Raw genomic sequence first — 19601 nt, 5'->3', positions numbered from 1 at the left:
CTACTCGCCCGTCTCCGGCGTCAGCGAGACGAACTCCAGCCCGTTCCGTTCGAGCAGCTCTCTGGCTCGGTCGGTCACCGACGGCGCGACGAGCATCCCCCGAAGCTCGGCGTCGTCGTGGAGATCCCGTTCGAGGGCGTCGACGTACCGCCGGAGCTGGCCGACGGCGTCCGGCCCGACGCGCTTGCGCTTGAGCTCGACGGCGACCGTTCGTCCGGAGTGATCCTCGCCGTAGATGTCGACCGCGCCGGCGCTCGTCTGGCGCTCGGTCGCCAGCGGCGTGAAGTCGGCTTCGAGCAGATCGGGATCGTCGAGGATTCGCTCGCGGAGATCTTCCTCGGTGCCGGTGATCGCCAGTTCGCTCGCGTCGTCGACGGCGAACGCCGAGACCTGCGTCACGCGCTCGAACCGGACGTCCAGGCGCTCGTCCGGCGTCGACCGGTGGCTCCGGATTCTGAGGTCGCCGTCCGCCAGTTCGGCGTCCTGCGTGCAGCCCGGCGGCTGCCAGTTCACGGGTTGCTGGCCCTCGTCGGTGTGGACGAGGATCGAGCCGTCGGGCTTGAGCATGACGTGGCGGTCGCCCGGCCCGAGCGTGCTCGACGCCCGGCCGTCGTACTCGACCGTGCAGCGCCCGAACACGGTGACCAGCGCCCCCTCCTCGATGCCGTCGGCGACCCGCTCGGCGGCCGCGTCGGGGTCCGGGTCGACGACGGTGTCGGCCCGCGCCGCTCGGTGTCGTTCCGATGCAGTCACTACTGCTCCGTACCGCCCTCACGGGCTTAAGGCGACCGTTCGGCCGTCGCGAGGCGGGAGGCTTTTCAGGCCCGCCGAGAAGTGGTTCGCGTGCTCCGCGACACCGGATTCACGGGCGCGTACGCCGGCGTTCTCGTGGGCGTGCTCGGCGTGTTCGCGTGGGCGACCGGCAGCCCGCTCGTGTTCCCGAGCCTCGGGCCCACCGCGTTCCTGCTGGCGCGCTCGCGGACCGGCGCCGTCGTCGCGCCGCGCCGAGTGATCGGCGGCCACGCCGTCGGCGTCGTCGCCGGACTTGCGGCCCACTGGCTCGTCGCGCCCGGCGTCTCGCTGTCAGTTACGCTCGCGCCGTTCTCGACGAGCGTGCTGCGCATGGCGGTCGCCGGCGGGCTGTCGGTCGCCGCGACGAGCGTCGGGATGCTCGCTGCCGACGTGAACCACCCGCCGGCGTGCGCGACGACGCTGATCGTCTCGCTGGGCATCCTGCCGAGCCCGCGGACCGGGGCGATCATCCTCGCGGCTGTGACGGCGCTGGTCGGGTTCCACCGGCTCGCGCTGCGAGCGTGGGGCCTATTCGACCAGATGACCTCGGAGTCGATGACCGTGCGGTCGTGATGCCCATCTCGACGCGCTGATCCTGCGAGCCTCGACGCCAATCCACCGCAGTTTTGACGCCCCGGCCGATACTCGGGAGTAATGAACGACGACCTCCGAGAGCGAATCGAGCGCGAGGCCGAGAAGCACGCGCTGATCAACGCCGTCAAGCACGAGAGCGACGCCGACGTCGGCGCGATCATGGGGCCGCTGATGGGCGAGAACCCCGAGTTCCGCGAGCACGGCGACGAGATCCCCGGCGTCGCCGGCGGCGTCATCGCCGAGATCAACGGGCTGGACCACGAGGAGCGCCGCGAGCGCCTCGGCGAGCTCGCGCCCGAGGAACTCGAAGAACTCGACAGCGAGGACGATGAGGAAGAGGAGATCCTGCCGGACCTCCCCAACGCTGACGAGTACGACCAGGTCCGGATGCGCGTCGCGCCGAACCCGAACGGCCCCTGGCACCTCGGCCACGCCCGGATGCCCGCGGTGATCGGGACGTACAAGGAGCTGTACGATGGCTGGTTCTGCGTCCGCTTCGACGACACCGACCCCGAGACGAAGCGTCCCGATCTCGACGCCTACGACGAGATCCTCGACGCCATCGAGTACCTCGGCTTCGAGCCGGACGAAGTGTACCGCGCGAGCGACCGCGTCGAGACGTACTACGAGCACGCCCGCGAGCTGATCGAGGCCGGCGGCGCGTACACCTGCTCCTGTTCGGGCGAGGAGTTCTCGAACCTGAAGAACTCCGGCGAGGCCTGCCCTCACCGCGACAAGGACGCCGAGACCACCCGCGAGGAGTTCGAGGCGATGGTCGACGGCGAGTACGAGAGCGGCGAGATGGTCCTGCGCGTCCGGACCGACATCGAGCACAAGAACCCCGCGCTGCGCGACTGGGTGGCGTTCCGGATGATCGACACGCCCCATCCGCGCGAAGAGGCCGCCGAGTACCGCTGCTGGCCGATGCTGGACTTCCAGAGCGGCGTCGACGATCACTTGCTCGGGATCACCCACATCATCAGAGGAATCGACCTGCAGGACTCCGCGAAGCGCCAGCGGTTCGTCTACGACTACTTCGACTGGGAGTACCCCGAGGTGATCCACTGGGGCCACGTCCAGATCGACGCCTACGACGTGAAGATGAGCACGTCGACGATCAAGGAGCTGATCGACGACGGCGAACTCGACGGCTGGGACGATCCCCGCGCCCCCACGCTCGCCAGCGTCAGCCGTCGGGGCATCCGCGGCGAGGCCGTCACCGACGCGATGGTCGAGCTCGGAACGTCGACGAGCAACGTCGACCTCGCGATGTCGAGCGTCTACGCCAACAACCGCGACCTCGTCGACGACCAGGCCGACCGGTACTTCTTCGTCCGCGAGGGCACCGAGGTCGCGCTGACCGGCGACGGCCCGGACGCCGCCGAACCGCCCCGCCACCCCGACCACGAGGGGCGGGGCACCCGCGAGATTCCCGTCGGCGGCGCCGTCCTGGTCGAGCCCGACGATCTGCCCGACCGCGAAGAGCGCGTCTGGCTGAAGGGGCTGGGCTGCGTGCGCTACACGCGCGACGCGTTCCAGTTCACCGGCGACGACATCGACGCCGTCCGCGAGGAAGGCGTCGACGTGATCCACTGGGCGCCCGCCGAGGCGTCCGTCCCCGTCCGGCTGCGCACCATGGAGGGCGACGTCGAGGGCGCCGCCGAACCCGAGTTCGCCGACACCGACGCCGACGAGGTCGTCCAGTTCGAGCGCATCGGGTTCGCCAGGGTGGATCGGCACGACGAGGAGTCGGTCGCGTACTACGCGCACCCCTGAGATCGGCGCAGCCGCCGGCGGAACCGTCACCTGTCGAGCGTCTCGCTGACCGACACTCGCGCCGCTTCGTCTTCCCCGCCGCGCTCTATCTCGACGTCGACGCCGAACTCGCCGAGTAGTTCGACGCTCGATTCGACGTGATTCGTGATCTGGGGAATCGTCACCTCGCCGCCGGCGAGCGCCAGCCAGACGAGCAACTGGTCGGCGAGGTAGCGATCGACCGCGGCGTCGCCCTCGTCGAACTCGACGAACTCGCGCGCTACGTCTTCGCCGACTTCCTCCGCCGGTTTGCCTCGCTCGCCGAGCGCGTTCGCGCCCGCGAGGGTGTTCTCGTACTCCGCGCGTAGCGTCAGCGCGGTGCCGATCGAGTCCGTCTCGGCGTACGCCGCGGTGCGCTCGATCACGTCGACGTCGTCGGGCAGCGCGGCCGCCGCGCCGCGGGCCTGTCGCTCCGCCACGTCGGCGTCGGTCAGTTCCTCGGAGGCGACCGAGTAGAGCCGGACGCCGTGGCGTTCGCCCCGATCGGTCAGGTCGATCGGCGCGGGGTCGGAGGGATCGACCGTGAGCGTCGCGACGCCGCCGCCCGCCGGGTAGAAGCCGCGTCGCTCGACGTCGACCGCGGCGTCCACGCCGTGGCGCCGAAGGACGGGGAGCTTGACCCGCCGGTAGTAATCGATCGGCGGCGACCACTCGACGTCGGTGCCGCCGCTGATCGTGACCGCCAGCGGCTCGTCGATCGTCACAGCGAGCGGGAGCACGGCGTCGAACACGAGCGTGACGCTACCGGCCGTCCCGACGTCTACCTCGTATTGGCCGCCGGAGGGCTGGCCGGGGTCGAAGGTGAGCGTCTCGGCGTCGAGTTCGGCGCCTTCGACGTCGGCGTCGCAGACTTCGGCTACCAGTTCGACCGCCGCGTGGTGCTGGTGTTTGAGGCCGGGATCGTCGCGAGCGCCGCGGACGTTCTCGATGCGGAACGGTTCGCCCGCGAGCGCCGACAGCGAGAGCGCCGAGCGGACGATCTGGCCGCCGCCCTCGGCGCCGTCGAGTTCGATCACGCGCCGGTGTACTCGTCGAGCGACAAAAAGCGAATCACGTCACCGCAAGCACGAACCCGACCAGCATCCCGAAGGTCAGCAGCGCCTGGACGGCCGCCCCGCCCAGGATGCCGATCGTCGTCGTCACCGCGGTCCGGAGTCCGCGGTTGACGTCCTGGTGCCGTCGCAGCTCCAGCGCGAACACGACGGCGCCGACGCCGAGGATCATCACGAGCGGCCCGGTCGTCAGAAGTAGGACGATCCCGACGACGCTGGCGATAGCGGAGACGCCCCACGACGCGCCGCCGGCCTTCGCCGAAACGGCGCTCGCGAGGAAGTCCGCGGCGAACGCGACGACGCCGACCAGCACCAGCGCCACGACGGTGAACGTCCCGGGTTCGGAGAAGCCGCTGTACGCCCAGTACCCCACCACCGCCGCCACGGAGACCGGCGGGCCGGGCGCCAGCGGGACGATGCTCCCGACGACGCCGACGGCCAGCAGCGCAACGGCGATCCAGAACGCGACCTCTACCATAGGCGCCGGAACGATCGCGAGCGAGTTAGGGGTTTGCATTCGACCGGTATCCTCTCGGAACGATCGGGATCGGTACCGGGCGTAACGATTAGGACCCGTCCCTCGCAAGTCGATTCCATGACCGGCAACGCCGTGATCGTCGGCGCCTCCTCGGGGATCGGCCGAGCGCTCGCGCACGAACTCGCCGAGGCGGGCTACGACGTCGGCCTCGCAGCCCGGCGCACGGAACAGCTGAAAGAAATCGGCGCCGAGCTGCCGACCCACGCCTACGTCGCGACGATGGACGTCACCGACGCCGACGACGCGATCGATGGGTTCGAAGAACTCGCCGAGGCGATGGGCGGGATCGACCTCGTCGTGCTCAGCGCGGGCGTCGGTCACGAGAACCGCGATGTGGAGTGGGAGCCCGAGCGGGAGACGATCGACGTGAACGTCCGCGGGTTCGCCGCGCTGGCGACCGCCGCGATGCGTCACTTCAGGAAGCGCGGGAGCGGTCACCTCGTCGGCATCTCCTCGGTCGCCTCCCGGTTCGGCAACGGCGGCGCGCCGGCCTACAGCGCCTCGAAAGCGTTCGTCTCGAACTATCTGGAGGGGCTGCGGTACAACGGCTCTGCCGCGGACGCTGACGTCACCGTGACGACGATCGAACCCGGCTACGTCGACACCGAGATGGCGATGGGCGACAACCTGTTCTGGATGTGCTCGCCCGAGACCGCGGCGGCCCAGATCCGGCGCGCGATCGAGAAGGAACGCTCGCACGTCTACGTCACCCGGCGCTGGCGGCTCGTCGCCTGGTTTATCCGGGCGATGCCGGAGTTCGTTCGCAAGCGGGTGTTCGTCTGATCGGCCGCTACTCTCGGTACCGCTCGCGCTCGGCCAGCGCCGTCTCACTGCCGAACCGATCCACGAGCGGCTGGAACGCGGCGCCGAGCGCGCGCATGCACTGGCCCGAGGAGTGGTAGCCGAGCCGTTCCTCGACGAACTCCCAGTCACGAGCCTGTAGGACGCGCAGGACGAGCAGTCGCTCCTGGCGGTCGTCGAGAAGCCGATCGTCGGCGCCGGAGTCCGCGCGCGCATCTGCAGTCCCCGATTCGGCGTCGAGGAAGTACGCCGCGGCGAGCCGTCTGAACGGCCGCGGCGAGACGTCGAACATCCCCGGGCCGTAGGACGAGCCGACGACGACCCGCCACTCCCAGTCCGTCAGATCCAGTTCGGGGTCGGCGTCGACCGACCGCAGCGCGGCCCGCGCGACGTCGGGATCGAGGTCGTCCAGCCGATCCGAGAGCACCGATGGGATCCGGCGGGCGAACCGCGCCGCGGTTCTGTCCCGCAGATCGCGCCCGGCGTCGCTCAGCGCATCGAGCATGATCGCGGAGTACTCGCCGCTGGCGTCGTTGCGCGTCGTCGAGAGGTGCAGCGTCTCGAAGCCGTTCGCCGCCCAGAAGTCGAGCAGCTCCGGCGTGGCGCCGTAGCCGACGCCGACCCAGTCGATGCCTGTCCCGTCCGGACCGCCCGCCTCGACAGCCCGTTCGCGGACGGCCGAGAGCAGTTCCGAGCCCAGCCCCCGCGAGCGCGCGGCGTGGTGCGTGGCGATCCGGAGGACGCGCCAGCCGGTCGGCGCCGCGGCGTCCTCGTCGCGGAGCTGGGTGGTGAGCACGTCGGGAAGCATGTTTCCGCGCACGCGTTCGCCGTCGTACATATCCCCGCGCAGATCGGCGGGAAGCCCGCCCTCGCGGGCCAGCAGCGCGACCGAGACGACGTGACCGTCGACGAGCAGCGCCTCGACCGAGAGGTTCGGCGCGTCGAGCAGGCGCGCGAGATCGTTCGGCTCTGTGCGGTAGTGGGCGAGCACGAGCAGACCGAACGTCTCGCGCAGCAGGTTCGGGTCGGCCAGCAGATCGTCGGCGTCGAGCCGCCGTCGCTCGGCGGTCTCGGGATCGGCGTCGGCGACCAGCTGGTCGACCGGCGGGCGGGCGTCGAGCAGCAGGGCGTCGAACGCCCACGCCTCGACGGGGTCGCCCGCCGCGTAGCGGATCGGTTCCGCGAGGGTCGCGTCGGTCACCTCGTGGCGGCTCTCCGCGAGGCGATCGCGGAACCGCACCGAGAACCCACGGCCCGCCCCCTCGTACCCGTGGACGGTCGTCGCGAACGCGACCCGTTCGGCGTCGAGAAACCGTTCGAGCAGGCGAACCGGCAGCGCGGCGGCCTCGTCGACGATCACCGCGTCGGCGTCGCCCGCGCGCTCCGCGGCGTCGGTCGGCTCCGCGAAGGTCAGCGAGCCGCCGTCGGGGCGATCGATCCGACGCGGGACGTCGCGATCGCTCGACGCCGCTGGGTCGTCGTCGCGGGCGTTGCCGTCTAACCGGGCGAGCAACTCTCCCGCGCGCGCAAAGATTTCGCGAGCGCCCCGGAACTCCGCGGCGGTCACGAGCACGTCGGCGCCGTCGGCGACGAGGCTGCCCGCGGCCAGCCCCGCGGCGCTCGACTTTCCGCGGCCGCGGTCGGCTTCGACGACGACGGCCTGCGCGTCGTCCGGTTCTTCTTCCGCCCGTCCGCCTCCGGCGTCCGCGAGCGCCTCCAGCGCCCCCAGGGCGTCGGCCTGATCGCCGGTTAGACAGGCGTCGTAGGCCTCCCGCGGGAACGCGGTGTCGACGACCGTCGAGAGCGATTCGGCATCGTCGTCCGACCCGAGCTCCAGTCGCGGCGCCGGATCGGTGAGCCCGTCGTCTTCGACGGTGCCGGCGTCGACGTCCACGATCGCGACGCCCCTGTGAGCGCGCAGTCGATCGACGAACCGGCGCCTGAAGTTCCCCGTCACGTCGCCGACGTCGAACGGCGGGACGGCGAGGCTCTCGTCGAAGCCGTCGCGGCGCTCGTGCCACTCGTCGAGCGGCGGCGCGAGCAGCACCAGCAGCCCGCCGCCGTCGACCGCGCCGACGACCCGGCCGACCGCGTTCGGGCGCAAGGCGTCGTGGCAGTCGATCGCGACGGCGTCCCGCGTGGTCCCGAGCAGTTCGACCGCGCGGCGCTGGTCGACGCGCTCGCAGTCCAGCCGGTCGTCGGGACCGATCAGCGTCGTCGCGTCGCGGTCGATCTCCGTGGCGTCGAGCGCTTCGCTCGCGGCGTCGTAGCAGCGATCGCGGTCGCCCGCGAGCACCAGCAGCCGGCGCTCGTCGAGCGCAGCGGCTTCCCCGCGCAGGGCGGCGGCGACGTTGGCGACGGCGGCGAAATCGGTCACTGCAGGTCAGTTGTCGGGTGGGCAAGTAATCTCTTGTCCTCCCCGCACGGGCTCGACGAGATCCCTCGAAGGCGCCCGAATTCGTGCCGGCGATCGATCGGCGAGTCGTCCCGCCGGACCGGCGTGTGCAGCCTTCCCACGGCCTCTCTCGTTTGAAAGCGCTTTTATGGGGTGGTACGCAACAGGAGGGTACAGCCTGCGCGGGGTTGATGATGCTCCTAGCCACACAGGACAGTCGCCGGCCGCCGTCGCGGCGGTCGGAGCGGACGGCCCAACACGTCGTCCGGACGGCAGGGGAGCGCGAGCCCACGTGCAGGAGGTGATCCAACACATGCCAGTATACGTAGACTTCGACGTCCCAGCCGACCTCCAGGACGACGCCGTAGACACCCTGGAAGTCGCCCGAGATACAGGAAGCGTAAAGAAAGGAACCAACGAGACGACCAAGGCGGTCGAGCGCGGCAACGCCGAGCTCGTGTACGTCGCCGAGGACGTCCAGCCCGAGGAGATCGTGATGCACCTGCCCGAGCTCGCCGACGAGAAGGGTATTCCGGTCGTCTTCATCGAGACCCAGGACGACGTGGGTCACGCTGCGGGGCTGGAAGTCGGTAGCGCCGCCGCGGCGATCGTCGACGCCGGCGAGGCGTCCGACGACGTCGAGGAGATCGCCAACAAGGTCGAGGACCTTCAGTAGAGATCTCCCATGAGCGCAGAAGAGTCTGAAAGCGGATCCACGCCCGCAGAAGTGATCGAGATCGTGGGCAAAACCGGGATGCACGGCGAGGCCATGCAGGTCAAGTGCCGCATCCGGGAGGGCGAGAACCAGGGCCGCATCATCACGCGGAACGTCCTGGGTCCCGTCCGGGAGGGCGACGTCCTCCAGCTCCGCGAGACCGCACGCGAAGCCGACTCCATCGGAGGTCAGTGACGATGCCCCAGACGAGAGAATGTGACTACTGCGGCGGCGACATCCCCCCGGGAACGGGGACGATGCTCGTCCGCACGAGCGGCCAGACGGTCCACTACTGCTCTAGCAAGTGCGAGAAGAACGCCGATCTCGGTCGCGAACCGCGCGACGTCGAGTGGACCGAGTCCGGCGGGAGCCGCGAGCGCCGCGCCGCGGACGCCGAGGCCGAGGCCGAAGCCGCCGAGGAGGCCGAGGACGAACAGGACGCACAGGAAGCGGAGACCGAGGAGGAATCCGAAGCCGAGGAGGACGCCGACGAAGACGCCGAGGCCGAGGCTGACGACGAGTCCGAGGACGACGAAGAATGAGCGAGCGCGAACGAACCTTCGTGATGGTCAAGCCCGACGCGTTCCAGCGCGGGCTCGCCGGCGAGATCATCTCCCGGTTCGAGGAGCGCGGGCTCAAGCTCGTCGGCCTCAAACTCGAAGTGCTCGACCGCGAGCACGCCGAAGAGCACTACGGCGAGCACGAGGACAAGCCGTTCTTCGACGACCTCGTCGAATTCATCACGTCCGGTCCCGTCGTCCCGATGGTCTGGGAGGGCGAGGACGCAACCCGGCAGGTCCGCCAGATGATCGGCGCGACCGATCCCGCCGAAGCCGCCCCCGGCACGATCCGGGGCGACTACGCGCTGGACCTCGGCCGGAACGTCGTTCACGCCGCCGACCACGAGGACGAGGGCGCCAACGAACGCGAGATCGAGCTGTTCTTCGACGACGACGAACTCGTCGAGTACGACCAGCACGACGCGAGCTGGCTCTACGAGTAACGCCGTCGGTTTCTCTTTCGGGACGCAACACGGCTTCGAGACCGATCTGTGGGTATCCGAGCGATGCGGACGTTTCGCCCGGGCACGATACCCTGAACGGGTCGACGTGACCGCGAAAAGACGATCGGTGCTCTACGTATCGATGTGGTCGGCCAGATCCTCCCGAATGATCGTCTCGCAGTAGACGCACCGAACTTCGTCGTCGAGCACCTCGAACTTCGAGTCGACCGGCTCGTCGTCGGTGGTGATGCAGTTGCGGTTCGGACACGAGAGGATGCCCTCGACGAACTCGGGGGGATCGAGCCGGCGCTTGTCGACGACCTCGTACTCGTCGACGATGTTGATCGTCGCGTCGGGCGCGATCAGCGAGAGCACGTCGACCTCGTCCTGGCTGAGTTCGCGGCCCTCGACCTTGACGATGTCTTTGCGCCCGAGCCGGTCGCTGGGGACGTTCATGCCGACGCTGACCTCCTCGCCGCCCGAGCCGTCGATGCCCAGGATCGCGAGCACGTTCAGCGCCTGCCCGCCGGGGACGTGGTCGATCACGGTGCCGTTGCGGATCTTGCTGACGCGCAGCTCGTGCTCGCTCATTCCGCGTCACCTCGTGCGTTCTCCAGGAGCATATCGAGCAGCGCCATCCGCACCGGGACGCCGTTGTGGGCCTGCTCGAAGTAGCGGGCGTGGTCGGTCTCGTCGATCTCGGGGGCGATCTCGTCGACGCGCGGGAGCGGGTGCATCACGACGAGATCGTCGTCGGCTTGCTCCAGGGTTTCCTCGTCGATCTGGTACTCGCCGGCGATGGCGCGGTACTCGTTCTCGTCGGGGAACCGCTCGCGCTGGATCCGCGTGACGTACAGCACGTCGAGTTCGGGGAGGATCGTTTCGAGGTCCGTGTGTTCCCGCACCTTCGCGCCGGCCTCGTGGAGGTCGTAGCGGACGCTCCGGGGCAGCTTGAGGCTCTCGGGGCTGACGAAGTGCTGGCGGACGTCGAAGTTCGTCAGGACGTTCGCCAGCGAGTGGACGGTTCGCCCGTACTTCAGGTCGCCCATGATGCCGACGGTCAGATCGTCCAGCCCGTCGGCGGCCTCGCGCATCGTGTACAGGTCGAGCAGCGTCTGCGTGGGGTGGTGGCCCGCGCCGTCGCCGGCGTTGACCAGCGGGACGTCGACGAACTCGCTGGCCATCTGGGCGGACCCCTGACGGGGGTGACGAAGGACCAGCGCGTCGGCGTACCCCTCGATGACGCGGACCGTGTCCGCGAGGCTCTCGCCTTTCTTGACGCTGGAGGAGTCGACCGATCCCATGTCGACGACGTCGCCGCCGAGGCGCTTGATCGCCGTCTCGAAGCTCATCTTCGTTCGCGTGCTCGGCTCGAAAAAGAGCAGGCCGAGCAGCGCGTCGGAGTGACGCTCCCGAACCGCCGCCGGGTTCGCGGCGATCTCCGCCGCGCGGTCGAGAACCGCCTCGACGTCCGCCCGGGACAGCTGTTTCGCCGTTACGAGGTGCTCGTGCCGCATTGTTATTCTGGCGTCCCCGGGACCTCTTGAATCTCCCCATTGCGTCCGAACGGCGCGCGGCCGTCGGCCTCTCGAACGGGATCGTCCACCGGGCGGATTCACGCTCGCCGTCGATAATCCGATCTTACTCGCGGTACTCGCAGTGTACCGGCGCCGCGAAGGGGAGAACTATCGGCTCAGTTTATCAGGCGCGTGGTGGTACCAACGCGGGCCCGAACGGGCGTGATACTACGTGTCAACGACCGAGTTCGCAAGCCACGGCTGGTGGGAGCGGTACAAGGAGACGGTCAACGAGGACCCTGAAATGGAGGTTCGGGGCCACGACAAGTTCGATACGAATTTCTACATCGAGATCGGCGACGAGCGGTTCCTGATCGAGATGGACGGCGGGAAAGTCGAGGAAGTCGTCCCGAACCCGGCGCTGAACAACCGCTGGGAGTTCGGCGTCGAAGGCGACCGCGAGACCTGGGAGGAGTTCGTCGCGGAGACGCCGCCGGCGTTCAACCACGAGATCATCGCCTCGAACTACCGGGCGGCGGTCCGGAACGAGGAGAATCGCCTCGAACTGACGGGCGACAACAAGAAGATCTTCCAGAACCTGCGGGCGTTCCAGCGCGCGCTGGATCTGATGCGCGAGGCCCACAACGACGGAGGTGGATCATGAGCGCCGAAGAGATCGAGGCCGTCGACGAGGTCACCGGCCGGTACGTCACCGTCGACATCGGTGGCGTCGAGCACCGCGTGTACTTCGAGGAGAACGGCCCGGAGGACGGCATCCCGCTTTTGTGCCAGCACACCGCGGGCTGTAACAACCAGGAGTGGCGCGAGGTGCTTCGCGACGAGGAGATCACCGACGAGTTCCGCGTGATCGCCTACGACCTCCCGTATCACGGCAAGTCGGCGCCGCCGACGAGCCAGGAGTGGTGGGAGGAAGACTACTCGATGACCGGCGAGGAGTTCGCCGAGCGGATCGTCGCCATCGCCGACGCGCTCGAACTCGAGGACCCGATCTACATGGGCTGCTCGATGGGCGGGAACGTCTCGCTGGAGCTGGCCGACTGGTACCCCGAGCGGTTCCGCGCGATCATCGGCCTCGAAGCCGGCGCGCACAGTCCCGGCTTCTACATCGACTGGCTCGACCACCCCGAGGTCAACACGACCGAGGTCAACGCCTACTCCTGCTGGGGGCTGATGGCGCCCCAGGGACCCGAGCACGCTCGCCGGGAGACGATGTACCACTACGAGCAGGGCGCCAACGGCGTGTTCAAGGGCGACCTGTACTACTACTCGGTCGACCACGACTACCGCGACAAGCTGAGCGGCATCGACGCGAGCGAGACGCCGCTGTACGCGATCAACGGCGAGTACGACTACCTGACGACGCCGGAGGACGCCCGCGACATCGCCGAGGGCGTCGGCGAGGGCGCGACCGCCATGGAGATGGCCGACATCGGTCACTTCCCGATGAGCGAGAACCCGACGCTGTTCAACGCCTACCTCAAGGAGATCCTCGCGGACGTGACCGGCGAGCGCGACGAGGCGCTGCCCGACACCATCACGCCCGAGGACGTCGGCGTCGAGGTCGAGAAGGTCAAAGCCGGCGCGGTGTCCGAAGAAGCCGACTGACGGCGATCGGCGTCTCTTTTTTGTTGATCGGTAACTGGTTCACGGCGTCCAGCCTGCCGTTACTCTCATGTAGTACCAGCTTACTGTGTCCGGTAGGATGGCAGAACGATCAGACGAGCCGGGCAGATACCAGGGCCGCGAGACCGAGAACGGCGACATCGAGATCTTCGACGCCGAGAACGACGACGCCTGGATCCGATCGGACACCACGATGCACCGAGCGTGGCAGGCCTGAGCGGTCGACCGATCGCCGGGGGTACGATCGTCTGCACTCAGTAGCCGGCGACGGTGCCGTCCTTGCGCGGCTCGGTCGCGCCCGAGAGCGTCCCCTCGCGGTTCCGGACGATCTGGGCGCCGCCGAACGTCGCCGGTTCCAGCACCGTGACGTCGTGCCCTTTGCGCACCAGTTTCGTCGCCAGGTTGCCGTCGAACCGCCCCTCGACGGCGAGCTGGCCGTCTTCGCGGTAGCGCCAGCGTGGTTCGTCGAGCGCGCGCTGGAGCCCCATTCCGTAGTCGACGAGATTAGACAGCACCTGGACGTGGCCCTGGGGCTGCATGTACCCGCCCATGACGCCGAACGCGGCCCAGTCGTCGTCGCCGAACTGCGCGAGGGCGGGGATCAGCGTGTGGAACGGGCGCTTTCCCGGTTCGAGCCGGTTGGGATGGTCCGGATCGAGCGAGAACGACCAGCCGCGGTTCTGGAGCGCGATGCCGGTGTCGCCTGCGACGATGCCGCTGCCGAAGCCCGCGAACCGAGAGTTGATGTAGGAGACGACGTTGCCCTCGTCGTCGGCCGCGGTCAGCAAAACGGTGTCGGCGTCCTCGCCGGCGCCCCGCGGCGCGCCGAATGAGACGTCGTCGAGCGCCTCGCGGCCGACCTCGTCGGCGCGCTCGCGGACGTAGTCGTCGTCGAGCAGCGGCGGGATCGACTCGTACTCGGGGTCGGTGACGTACCGGTGGCCGTCGTGGAACGCGAGCTTCGTCGCTTCGGCGAATTTGTGGACGCGCTCGGGCGCATCGTACGGCTCGTCGCCCGCTCTCAGTTCCTCGGCGAGTTTCAGCGCCTCCAGCGCGATCAGCCCCTGGTTGTTCGGGGGTAGCTCGTACACCTCGGTCCCGCGGTACGTCGCGCTGACGGGTTCGACGAACTCGGGCTCGAACGCGGCGAGGTCCGACGCCGAGAGGAAGCCGCCTTTCGACCGCACCGCGTCGACGATCTGCTCGCCGATCGGGCCTTCGTAGACGACGTCCGCCCCGTCCTCGGCGATCCGCTCCATCGTCTCGCCCAGCTCGGGCAGGCGCACCGTCTCGCCGACCTCGGGGGCGCGTTCGCCGTCGACGAGGTAGGCCTCGCGGGCGTTGGCGTCCTCGAACAGCTCCTCGCCGTGTGCCCACGCGTCGGCGATCACCTCCGAGACCGGGTAGCCCTCGGTGGCGTACCGGATCGCGGGGTCGAGCGCGTCGGCCAGCGTGCCTCGGCCGAGTTCCTCGACGGTCGCCTCCCAGCCCCGGGCCGTCCCGGGAACGGTGACAGTGTGCGGCCCGGTCTTCGGCATCGTCACGTCCTCGGGGTCGGCGTCCCGCTCGGTCGCGACGGCGTCGCGGACGCGTTCCAGCGTCGCCTCGCCGGGCGCGCCGCCGCAGCTCCGCATCGCGCCGACGTCGCCGTCCGCGGTCCGGTAGAGGGCGAACACGTCGCCCCCGAGGCCGGTGCTGGTCGGCTCGACGACGTTGAGCGCGGCGGCGGTCGCGACGGCGGCGTCGAACGCGTTGCCGCCAGATCGCAGGAGTTCGATTCCGGCTTCAGCGGCGAGGGGCTGGCTCGTCGCGACGATGCCGTTCGGCGCGTAGACGGTCGATCGGCGGGAGGTAAAGCGGTCGAGGTCGGGGTCGGCGTCCGGCATACCTCCGTGCCCGCGCGGACGGCAGGAAAATCCTTCGGCGGCCGCGGCGACGACCGCGGTTATCCGAACTTGCCGGTGACGTAGTCCTCGACCCGGTCGCTCTCGGGGTTCTCGAAGATCTTCTCGGTCCGGTCGTACTCGACGAGCTGGCCGCCGGTGAGAAACACCGCGGTCTGGTCGCTGATCCGCGCGGCCTGCTGCATGTTGTGGGTGACCACGATGACGGTGTACTCCTCGGCGAGCTCCTCGATCAGATCCTCGATCTTCGCCGTCGCGACGGGATCGAGCGCGCTGGCCGGCTCGTCCATCAGGATCACGTCGGGGTCGACCGCCAGGCAGCGCGCGATGCAGAGACGCTGCTGCTGACCGCCCGAGAGCCCCAGCGCGTTGTCGTCGAGCCGATCCTCGACTTCGTCCCACAGCGCCGCTTTTCGCAGGCAACGCTCGACGATTTCGAGCTCGCGCTCCTCGTCGTCGCGTCCGGTGAGCTTCGCGAGCAGCCCGGTGCGGACGTCCCCGTGCTTGCGCGGGCCGTACGCGATGTTGTCGCGGATCGACTTCGGAAACGGGTTGGGTGACTGGAACACCATCCCGACGCGCTGTCGCAACTCCACGAGGTCGACGTCGTCGCGGTAGATGTCCTGCCCCTCGTAGCGGACCTGCCCGTCGACGGTCGCCGACCGAATTCGGTCGTTCATCCGGTTGAGACACCTGAGGAACGTCGACTTGCCGCAGCCCGACGGACCGATGAGCGCGGTCACGCTCTCCTCGGGGATGTCGATCGAGACGTCGTCGAGCGCCCGATCGTCGCCGTAGTGGACGTCCAGGCTCTCCACCGACAGCTTGGGCTCGCCCTCGAACTGGTACTCGGCCCACTCCGACTGGACCGTCTCGGCGCTCTCGCCCGCCGTCGTGCGTTGGGATTTGTCCGTCGTCGTGCGCTGCGATTCTCCTGTCGTCTCCGTGTCGATTGTCGTCGTTTCACTCATGCGTTGAGCCTCCGTCGGAAGTAGATTCGAGACGCGATACCGAGCGCGTAGAACGACAGCACCACGAGCAGGAGCACGAACGCCGTCGCCCAGCCGAACGCCTCGGCGTTCTCCGCGGATACGCCAGCCGTGATCGTCGCGTACAGCTGGTAGGGGAGCGCCGGGGCGCTCTGGAGCAGGGCGTCGTTGCCCACGAACGGTGGCGTGCTCGTGAAGTGGAAGGACGCGAGCACGTTCGGCGCGTCGTCCCGGAGCCCGCCGGCCATCACCAGCAGGATCGGCGCCGTCTCGCCGGCGATCCGGCCGACGCCGAGGATGACGCCGGTGAGGATCCCCGGCATCGCGGCGGGGAGCACCACGCTCCGGATGGTCTGCCAGCGGCTGACGCCGAGAGCGGCGCTGGCGTCGCGGTACTCGTCGGGGACGGACTTGATCGCCTCGCGGGCCGTGATGAGACACAGCGGCATCAGCATGAACCCGAGGACGAGCATCCCCGCGGCGAGCGTCGTCGTGCCGCCGAGTCGCGGCACGAGGAACGCGTAGCCGAACAGCCCGTAGACGACGCTCGGCGTGCTCCAGAGGCCGTTCGTGGCGATCTCGACCGCGCCGACGAACCGGCCCTGCTCGGCGTACTCCGTGAGGAAGATCGCCGCGGCGACCGCGATTGGTACGCCCGTGATGACGGCGCCGATCACGAGCCAGATCGTCCCCATGATCGCGGGGAACACCCCGTTTATCACCTCGGGTCGGAACGAGTAGCCGTTCGTCACGAACGGCCACTCGAACGGGATCAGGGAGAAGCCCCGGAACGCCGGCCCGATCCCCTTCGATCCGATGAACAGGAGCAAGCCGACGAGCAGTGAGAGGATCGCGACCGCGTTGACGCCGACGAGCAGGTACGCGCCCGACTGGCGCCCCCTGCTCCCGTAGCCCTCGTAGGCTTTCGCGCCCGCCCACGCGGCCAGCAGCGCCGCGACGCCGAGGACCACCGGGGCGACCATCGACCCTGTGAACGTCGCCGAGAACCCTTCGGGCTGCCACGCGAACCCCGGCGCCAGGACGTCTCCGAGGACGAGCGCCGCGACGAACGTCGTCGCGACGCCGACCGGGACCGTCGACCCGACGTCTTCGGGCGTCAGTGCGACGCCGATCGTCGTGAGCCCGCCGGCGAGCAGCGCCGCCGGAATCCACAGCACGGTGCCGAGTCCGATCGTCTCGGTGGCGACGAGCCCGACGACGACGAACGCGCCGAGACCGAACAGCGCGGCGGTCACCAGCCCGGGAGTGTCGTCCGGCGTCGTCTCGAAGACGCCGACGCGAGAGCCGACGCCGAGCACGGCGACGCAGCCGCCGGCGATCAGCACGCCGACCGCGAGGAGATCGTACAGCCCCAGCCCGAACAGCGAGGTCTCCTCGGTCACGATCCGGGCGACGCTCGCGAACGACAGCAGGAACGTCACCAGACTGACGCCGACCGCGACCGACGCGAGCCGTCCGTCGAGGTCCCGCTCGCCGACGACGAGGTCGGTCTCGTAGGCGTCGCTCATTCCTGACCACCGAGCTTGCGCTCCATCCTGAGCTCGACGCGTCGAGCGCCGACGCTGAGCACCAGCACGGTCACGAACAGGACGACGCCCGCGACGAACAGCGCGCTCATGTGGGTGCCTTCCGCGTTACCGTACTGGCTGGCGATGAGGCTCGTCAGCGTCTCGGTGTTGTCGAAGACGTCCTGCAGCGGGTCAGGCAGTCGCTGACTGTGGCCGAGGATGACCGTCGCGGCCATCGTCTCGCCGACAGCGCGGCCGATGCCGAGCAACACCGCGGCTGAGACGCCCGACAGCGCGGCCGGGAGCGTGATGCTCTTCATCGTCTGCCACTCGGTCGAACCGAGGGCGATCGCCCCGTCGCGCATGCTCGCGGGAACGCTCGTGAGCGCGTCCTCCGCGACGGAGGTCACCGTCGGGAGCGCCATCACGCCGATCACGAGCCCGACCAGGAACAGGCTCCCGAGGTTCGCCATCTCGAGGTTCTCGTAGAGGAAGGAGTTCAGCGTCACGAACCCCAGGTAGCCGTAGACGATCGAGGGGATCCCCGCGAGGATCTCCACGCCGGGTTTCACGGTCTCGCGGACGATCGGCGGGGCGATCTCCGCGAGGAACAGCGCCGCGGCGATGCCAAGCGGCGCCGCGATCGCGGTCGCGATCAGCGTCGTCACGAGCGTCCCGTAGATCATCGGGATCATCGAGTACACGTGGGCGCGCGTGTCCCAGTAGGACTCGACGCCGGGCAACACCTGGACGCCCAACACTTCGACGGGCTCCGTGAACCCGAACAGCTTCATCCCCATCAGCTGGAAGACCGGGAGCGCCTCGTAGATCACGAACACGGCGATCAGCCCGAGGATGAGGATCGTCGACGCGGTCGCGAGGAACGTCAGCGCGCGCGCCGTTACCGGCTCGTGTGCGCGCCAGCCGTACGCGATCGCGCCCAGGAATCCGAGGAGCGGAATCGCCGCCAGCGTCGAGTTGGCGAGGAACAGGGCGAAGCCGGCGACGAGACAGCCCCCGCCGATCCCGAACAGCGCGACGACGGCGTCGTCGGTCTCCCGGATCCGACGCAGCCACGTCTCCGGGACCCGACGTATCGGGGTCTCGTGGTCGAACGGTGATGGACTACTCATTATCGTATCGTATCAGTCTCATATAATTTCGTATAAATACGCGGCCGTCGGGCGGAGCGCCAGCTCAGTTCGTCGGCTCGGGGAGCTTGTCGAGCTCCTCCTGCCGGCGCTCCTCGGTCAGGGGCAGGTAGTCGGCCGTTTCGACGAACATCTGCTGTCCGTACTCGTGGAGGATCATCCGGATGAACGCCGCCTCCTTGTTCGACGTCCCGTCCCAGGTGTAGGTGTGGAGCGCGCGCGCGAGCGGGTAGTCGAGCGACCCGAAGTCGTCGGGGTACTCGTAGAGCTCGCCGTCGATCTCGAGGTCGATCGCGGGCGTCGTGTCGTCGACGAACGCCAGCGCGATGTAGGCGACCGCGTTGTCGGCCTCGTCGACGACGGTCTTGACCTGCTGGTTCTGACCGTGGCGGCTGTCGACGCCGGACATCGACGCGTCGGGGTCGCCGAGCACGTTGTTGCGAAACGAGGTGTCGGTCCCGGAGCCTTCCGCGCGACCGATCGCCTGAATCTTGCGGTCCGGGCCGCCGAGCTCGGACCAGTTGGTGACTCGGTTCTGGTAGATGTCCTGGATGTCCGTCAGCGTCAGTTCGGTCACGCCCGCGTCGTAGATCTCCTGGCTCACGACGATCGGCTGGGCGTCGACGGCGACGACGTGGTCGGTGAAATCTTCGAGTTCCTCCTCGCTCCGGTCGGGGAACTCCGCGCTGACCGGCGCGCTGGCGTCGCCGATGTCGACCTGTCCTCGCTCCAGTTTCTCGAGGCCGACGCCGGTGTGGTTCAGCCCGATGCTGGTGTAGAACGGCGGCGTCCCCTCCTCGCCGCTGGGCTCGAAGCCGTACAGGCCCGCCCAGTAGTCGGCCATGTTCTTGTCCGTGTCGATGCCGTACTGACCGGGGCCCCAGTACTCCTCGTCGGACGCGGGAGCGTTCCCGTTCCAGAGGGAGCCGGCCTGGCTGGTGATCGGATACACCGTCGAGGAGCCGTCGGCCGTCAGCGGCGCCATGTCTCCGTCATCTCCTTCTTCGCCCTGTCCGAGACAGCCGGCGAGAGCGAGCGCGCCTGCGCTTCCTGCGCCCGCGAGGAACGTTCGTCGGGAGGCGATCGACCGGTCGGCGTCGGATCGGTTGGGTGCCATCGAGTGAACAGTGACCCCGCCCCTACAAGTAGTGTTATAATTTTT

21 protein-coding genes are annotated in these 19601 nt (G+C 68.9%); 10 read left to right on the top strand and 11 right to left on the bottom strand.

Annotated elements, in window-relative coordinates:
• A complete protein-coding gene (nucS, locus tag ABDZ81_RS14420; RefSeq protein ID WP_343774707.1) occupies positions 1-753 on the bottom strand; it encodes an endonuclease NucS in 753 nt (250 codons plus the stop codon).
• 90 nt (positions 754-843) lie between these two features.
• Between nucS and ABDZ81_RS14415 the strand changes: the two genes are divergently transcribed.
• Together ABDZ81_RS14415 and ABDZ81_RS14410 are read left to right on the top strand one after the other, a co-directional pair.
• On the top strand, positions 844-1365 hold the full coding sequence (locus tag ABDZ81_RS14415; protein WP_343774706.1) for an HPP family protein: 522 nt from the start codon (positions 844-846) through the stop codon (positions 1363-1365).
• An 81-nt stretch (positions 1366-1446) separates the two neighbouring features.
• Positions 1447-3162, top strand: coding sequence for a glutamate--tRNA ligase (locus ABDZ81_RS14410; RefSeq protein WP_343774705.1), 1716 nt, complete (start codon positions 1447-1449; stop codon positions 3160-3162).
• Between the two features lie 26 nt (positions 3163-3188).
• Here ABDZ81_RS14410 and rtcA read toward each other — a convergent pair whose 3' ends face one another.
• Together rtcA and ABDZ81_RS14400 are read right to left on the bottom strand one after the other, a co-directional pair.
• A complete protein-coding gene (rtcA, locus tag ABDZ81_RS14405; protein WP_343774704.1) occupies positions 3189-4217 on the bottom strand; it encodes an RNA 3'-terminal phosphate cyclase in 1029 nt (342 codons plus the stop codon).
• Positions 4218-4251: 34 nt separating this feature from the next.
• The gene (locus ABDZ81_RS14400; protein ID WP_343774703.1) at positions 4252-4731 is read right to left on the bottom strand and encodes a DUF456 domain-containing protein; all 480 of its coding nucleotides are present in this window, start codon (positions 4729-4731) and stop codon (positions 4252-4254) included.
• Positions 4732-4848: 117 nt separating this feature from the next.
• Here ABDZ81_RS14400 and ABDZ81_RS14395 point away from each other — a divergent pair, with 117 nt between their 5' ends.
• Entirely contained in the window at positions 4849-5574 is a 726-nt protein-coding gene (locus ABDZ81_RS14395) for an SDR family NAD(P)-dependent oxidoreductase (RefSeq protein ID WP_343774702.1), read from the top strand.
• A 7-nt stretch (positions 5575-5581) separates the two neighbouring features.
• Here the strand turns inward: ABDZ81_RS14395 and tmcA are convergent, their stop codons facing one another.
• Complete coding sequence (tmcA, locus tag ABDZ81_RS14390) at positions 5582-7969, bottom strand: tRNA(Met) cytidine acetyltransferase TmcA (RefSeq protein ID WP_343774701.1); 2388 nt, start codon at positions 7967-7969, stop codon at positions 5582-5584.
• Positions 7970-8300: 331 nt separating this feature from the next.
• Between tmcA and rpl7ae the strand changes: the two genes are divergently transcribed.
• From rpl7ae to ndk, 4 genes are read left to right on the top strand one after another with little or no spacing between them, the layout of a single operon-like run.
• Entirely contained in the window at positions 8301-8663 is a 363-nt protein-coding gene (rpl7ae, locus tag ABDZ81_RS14385; protein WP_256390979.1) for a 50S ribosomal protein L7Ae, read from the top strand.
• A 9-nt stretch (positions 8664-8672) separates the two neighbouring features.
• Positions 8673-8897: a 30S ribosomal protein S28e gene (locus ABDZ81_RS14380; RefSeq protein WP_097007461.1), complete on the top strand. Its 225-nt coding sequence runs from the start codon at positions 8673-8675 to the stop codon at positions 8895-8897.
• Positions 8898-8899: 2 nt separating this feature from the next.
• Positions 8900-9244, top strand: a complete 345-nt coding sequence (locus ABDZ81_RS14375) for a 50S ribosomal protein L24e (RefSeq protein ID WP_343774700.1) — start codon at positions 8900-8902, stop codon at positions 9242-9244.
• Positions 9241-9705 carry a nucleoside-diphosphate kinase gene (gene ndk / locus ABDZ81_RS14370; RefSeq protein ID WP_343774699.1) on the top strand — a complete coding sequence of 155 codons (465 nt, stop codon included), beginning with the start codon at positions 9241-9243 and terminating at the stop codon, positions 9703-9705. The genes ABDZ81_RS14375 and ndk overlap by 4 nt, the downstream gene beginning before the upstream one ends.
• 132 nt (positions 9706-9837) lie before the next feature.
• Here the strand turns inward: ndk and pyrI are convergent, their stop codons facing one another.
• Positions 9838-10296 (bottom strand): aspartate carbamoyltransferase regulatory subunit, encoded by a 459-nt coding sequence (gene pyrI / locus ABDZ81_RS14365; RefSeq protein ID WP_343774698.1) that lies wholly within the window; start codon positions 10294-10296, stop codon positions 9838-9840.
• Complete coding sequence (gene pyrB / locus ABDZ81_RS14360; RefSeq protein ID WP_343774697.1) at positions 10293-11222, bottom strand: aspartate carbamoyltransferase; 930 nt, start codon at positions 11220-11222, stop codon at positions 10293-10295. Before pyrB ends, pyrI begins: the two co-directional genes overlap by 4 nt.
• A 232-nt stretch (positions 11223-11454) precedes the next feature.
• Between pyrB and ABDZ81_RS14355 the strand changes: the two genes are divergently transcribed.
• From ABDZ81_RS14355 to ABDZ81_RS14345, 3 genes are all read left to right on the top strand, one after another.
• Positions 11455-11886, top strand: coding sequence for a hypothetical protein (locus ABDZ81_RS14355; RefSeq protein ID WP_343774696.1), 432 nt, complete (start codon positions 11455-11457; stop codon positions 11884-11886).
• Positions 11883-12848, top strand: coding sequence for an alpha/beta fold hydrolase (locus ABDZ81_RS14350; protein ID WP_343774695.1), 966 nt, complete (start codon positions 11883-11885; stop codon positions 12846-12848). The genes ABDZ81_RS14355 and ABDZ81_RS14350 overlap by 4 nt, the downstream gene beginning before the upstream one ends.
• Before the next feature lie 97 nt (positions 12849-12945).
• Positions 12946-13083, top strand: a complete 138-nt coding sequence (locus ABDZ81_RS14345) for a hypothetical protein (RefSeq protein WP_343774694.1) — start codon at positions 12946-12948, stop codon at positions 13081-13083.
• A 37-nt stretch (positions 13084-13120) separates the two neighbouring features.
• Here ABDZ81_RS14345 and ABDZ81_RS14340 read toward each other — a convergent pair whose 3' ends face one another.
• The 5 genes from ABDZ81_RS14340 to ABDZ81_RS14320 form a co-directional block, all read right to left on the bottom strand.
• Positions 13121-14752, bottom strand: coding sequence for a gamma-glutamyltransferase family protein (locus tag ABDZ81_RS14340; RefSeq protein WP_343774693.1), 1632 nt, complete (start codon positions 14750-14752; stop codon positions 13121-13123).
• A 59-nt stretch (positions 14753-14811) separates the two neighbouring features.
• Positions 14812-15741, bottom strand: coding sequence for a phosphate ABC transporter ATP-binding protein PstB (pstB, locus tag ABDZ81_RS14335; RefSeq protein ID WP_343774692.1), 930 nt, complete (start codon positions 15739-15741; stop codon positions 14812-14814).
• A complete protein-coding gene (gene pstA, locus ABDZ81_RS14330; protein ID WP_343774691.1) occupies positions 15738-17288 on the bottom strand; it encodes a phosphate ABC transporter permease PstA in 1551 nt (516 codons plus the stop codon). The genes pstB and pstA overlap by 4 nt, the downstream gene beginning before the upstream one ends.
• Entirely contained in the window at positions 17285-18421 is a 1137-nt protein-coding gene (pstC, locus tag ABDZ81_RS14325; RefSeq protein WP_343774690.1) for a phosphate ABC transporter permease subunit PstC, read from the bottom strand. Before pstC ends, pstA begins: the two co-directional genes overlap by 4 nt.
• Before the next feature lie 64 nt (positions 18422-18485).
• Positions 18486-19556 (bottom strand): PstS family phosphate ABC transporter substrate-binding protein, encoded by a 1071-nt coding sequence (locus tag ABDZ81_RS14320; RefSeq protein ID WP_343774689.1) that lies wholly within the window; start codon positions 19554-19556, stop codon positions 18486-18488.
• Positions 19557-19601 lie beyond the last annotated feature (45 nt).

The organism is Natronoarchaeum mannanilyticum, from assembly GCF_039522665.1.
Taxonomy (GTDB): Archaea; Halobacteriota; Halobacteria; order Halobacteriales; family Natronoarchaeaceae; genus Natronoarchaeum; species Natronoarchaeum mannanilyticum.
The sequence above is the reverse complement of the archived record's forward strand: the minus strand, read 5'-3'. Positions and strand labels throughout refer to the sequence as shown.

Excerpts from the sequence above, each read along its gene's own strand:
- ABDZ81_RS14410 (WP_343774705.1), top strand. The coding sequence starts at position 1,447 with ATGAACGACGACCTCCGAGAGCGAATCGAGCGCGAGGCCGAGAAGCAC.
- ABDZ81_RS14400 (WP_343774703.1), bottom strand. The coding sequence starts at position 4,731 with ATGGTAGAGGTCGCGTTCTGGATCGCCGTTGCGCTGCTGGCCGTCGGC.
- ABDZ81_RS14395 (WP_343774702.1), top strand. The coding sequence starts at position 4,849 with ATGACCGGCAACGCCGTGATCGTCGGCGCCTCCTCGGGGATCGGCCGA.
- rpl7ae (WP_256390979.1), top strand. The coding sequence starts at position 8,301 with ATGCCAGTATACGTAGACTTCGACGTCCCAGCCGACCTCCAGGACGAC.
- ABDZ81_RS14380 (WP_097007461.1), top strand. The coding sequence starts at position 8,673 with ATGAGCGCAGAAGAGTCTGAAAGCGGATCCACGCCCGCAGAAGTGATC.
- ABDZ81_RS14375 (WP_343774700.1), top strand. The coding sequence starts at position 8,900 with ATGCCCCAGACGAGAGAATGTGACTACTGCGGCGGCGACATCCCCCCG.
- ndk (WP_343774699.1), top strand. The coding sequence starts at position 9,241 with ATGAGCGAGCGCGAACGAACCTTCGTGATGGTCAAGCCCGACGCGTTC.
- pyrI (WP_343774698.1), bottom strand. The coding sequence starts at position 10,296 with ATGAGCGAGCACGAGCTGCGCGTCAGCAAGATCCGCAACGGCACCGTG.
- pyrB (WP_343774697.1), bottom strand. The coding sequence starts at position 11,222 with ATGCGGCACGAGCACCTCGTAACGGCGAAACAGCTGTCCCGGGCGGAC.
- ABDZ81_RS14350 (WP_343774695.1), top strand. The coding sequence starts at position 11,883 with ATGAGCGCCGAAGAGATCGAGGCCGTCGACGAGGTCACCGGCCGGTAC.
- ABDZ81_RS14345 (WP_343774694.1), top strand. The coding sequence starts at position 12,946 with ATGGCAGAACGATCAGACGAGCCGGGCAGATACCAGGGCCGCGAGACC.
- ABDZ81_RS14340 (WP_343774693.1), bottom strand. The coding sequence starts at position 14,752 with ATGCCGGACGCCGACCCCGACCTCGACCGCTTTACCTCCCGCCGATCG.
- pstB (WP_343774692.1), bottom strand. The coding sequence starts at position 15,741 with ATGAGTGAAACGACGACAATCGACACGGAGACGACAGGAGAATCGCAG.
- pstA (WP_343774691.1), bottom strand. The coding sequence starts at position 17,288 with ATGAGCGACGCCTACGAGACCGACCTCGTCGTCGGCGAGCGGGACCTC.
- pstC (WP_343774690.1), bottom strand. The coding sequence starts at position 18,421 with ATGAGTAGTCCATCACCGTTCGACCACGAGACCCCGATACGTCGGGTC.
- ABDZ81_RS14320 (WP_343774689.1), bottom strand. The coding sequence starts at position 19,556 with ATGGCACCCAACCGATCCGACGCCGACCGGTCGATCGCCTCCCGACGA.